The 1975-nt window shown below is 67.4% G+C and carries 3 protein-coding genes; all 3 read left to right on the top strand.

Annotation, left to right across the window (positions count from 1 at the left end):
- On the top strand, window positions 1–634 hold a 634-nt coding region (locus tag AB1609_22540; GenBank protein MEW6049213.1), incomplete at its 5' end, for a hypothetical protein.
- Window positions 631–1734, top strand: a complete 1104-nt coding sequence (locus tag AB1609_22545; GenBank protein MEW6049214.1) for a hypothetical protein — start codon at window positions 631–633, stop codon at window positions 1732–1734. The genes AB1609_22540 and AB1609_22545, both read left to right, overlap by 4 nt.
- Window positions 1716–1975 (top strand): hypothetical protein (locus tag AB1609_22550; GenBank protein MEW6049215.1); only part of this gene is annotated, 260 nt, incomplete at its 3' end. The genes AB1609_22545 and AB1609_22550, both read left to right, overlap by 19 nt.

A 1975-nucleotide genomic window follows, 5' to 3' on the forward strand; every position in this document is an offset into this window, starting at 1 on the left:
GGACCGGATCGAGATGAAGCCGGGCCGTGGCCCCGGCAGGACGGCTAGAACACCGGAGGTCGCGCAGGGCGCGGGGTGGCCGGAAGCTCCCCCTAGGGGAATTTCCGTAGTGTCCTGGCGGGACCGGCGCGCGCCGTGGGCCGGAGGGCCGGCCGGGGGGCGGAGGAGCGGTTACACGCTCCTGGAACTCGTGGTGGGCATCGGCCTCTTGATGGCGCTTTCCCTCCCGTTGTTCGGGCTCCAGAGCCGCCTGCTGCTTATGGCGAGGCGTACCAGGCAGGTCGCGGCGTGCGGGGTGGAGGCGTCGAAGGCCCTCGAGTCGATCCTGGCAGACGCGCGGGCGTCGTCCGGCGTGGGGGCGGGCAGCGGGGACGAGGTGCTCGTGCTCCTGAAGCGATACCCGGAAGAAGAGACCGTCACCTACGCCCTGGATCCAGGTGCCCTCGAGCTGGTGAGGACGAGCTCTCTCCGCGGGGAGACGGTCGTGGCTTCGGGGCTGCGGTCGGTGTCTTTTCAGTACGAACTGCTGGGGGATGAGGTCAGTTTCGTGCGCGTCACGGTGGACGGCGGGGGCGAAGGGGAACCCGCCCTGCGCCTGGTGGGGGGAGCAGAGCTGAGAAACCGCGCGCGGTGACAGACGGCGAGCGGGGGGTGGCAACCGTCGCCGTCCTGGCGGTCGTGGCGGGCGCCGCCCTTTTTGCCGCTTCCGTAGCTTTCAGTTCGCTGGGGTACCTGCGCCTTGCGGCAAGGCACAGGGAGTGGGTCCAGGCGCTGAACGCGGCGGAGGCCGGGGTCGACCATTACATAGCCGTTCTTAGTCGCGACCAAGCTTTCCGAGGCGAGCTGCAAGGAGCCGTCGACCCGGACGATCCTGCTGCTGGCACGTATTCCGTGTCGTGCGAAGAAACCGGCCCCGGGCTGTTGTCTCTGGAGTCGGTCGGCAGCATCGGGGACGTCGCCAGGACCGTGAAGCAGGTAGTACGGCTCCGCGGCGTCGCCCCAATGAACTTGAGCTATGCGATGCTCGCCAACGCGGGTAACGATGCCGGTCAATCTTTGGTCTTCGACAAGAACGTAGACGTTGGGGTCTGGGGGAACGTTCACTGTAACGGGACGGCCGAGTTTACCAAAGGCACGCTCGTGGTGGAGGGCGACTTCACGTACTCGGGCGAGCTGGTGCTCGACCCGGACAAGGAAGAGGAGCTCGTCGTGAGCGGGGCCCTCGCGCAAGCTCCCGTCGCCCTCGTCAATATGCGGTCTGCCGGGTGGTGGCTGTCCCGTGCCAGCGCAGTGCTTTCCGGGTCGCAGCGACTTGAGGGGGGCGACTTCGACCGCCAGATAGTCTACGTGGACGGAGACCTCACCGTGACGGGGCTGTTCTCGGGCCGGTTCACCCTCGTTTGCGCGGGCGACGTCACCGTGGTGCCGGATCTTCGGGTGCAGGAGCCCGGAAGGGACGGGCTTGCCATCGTCTGTTTTGGCAACGTACATATCGAGAAGAAGGGCCCGGCCCGCGGCGGCGACGTCGTCGGGGTGTACCTGGTCTCGTCCGGGGACCTAGAAGTGGATGCCGACGTCGACATACGCGGAGGGGCAGCTTTTAAGGTGTTATCGTATAAGGCCGGCAGGGACATTAGGATTTCGTGGGATCCCAGCTTCGTGTCGGATCCCCCTCCGGGATGCGGGGGCGAGCCTGTCAGTGTAGAGCGGGTGAGATGGGAGGAGATCTCCTGAGCTACGGGACGTCCATGGTAGCGGCGGTGGCGTGGCTTCCCCGCGCGGCGGAGCCGATTCGCGGCCGCTGGCTGCGGCGGTCCGGGTTGACGCCTGGTGAAACGGGCCCTGCTGCCGTGTGGGCCGGCGCGGGCCTTGCCGCTGCCGCGAGGTTTTCAGTCGAGGGTAACTCTCGCCCGCGCGTCAGGGAAGGAGCGCCAACCTTTCCCGCGGGGCGAAGGCGGTCCGGTATCCTGGCGAT

Source organism: Bacillota bacterium (genome assembly GCA_040754675.1).
GTDB lineage: Bacteria > Bacillota > Limnochordia > Limnochordales > Geochordaceae > Geochorda.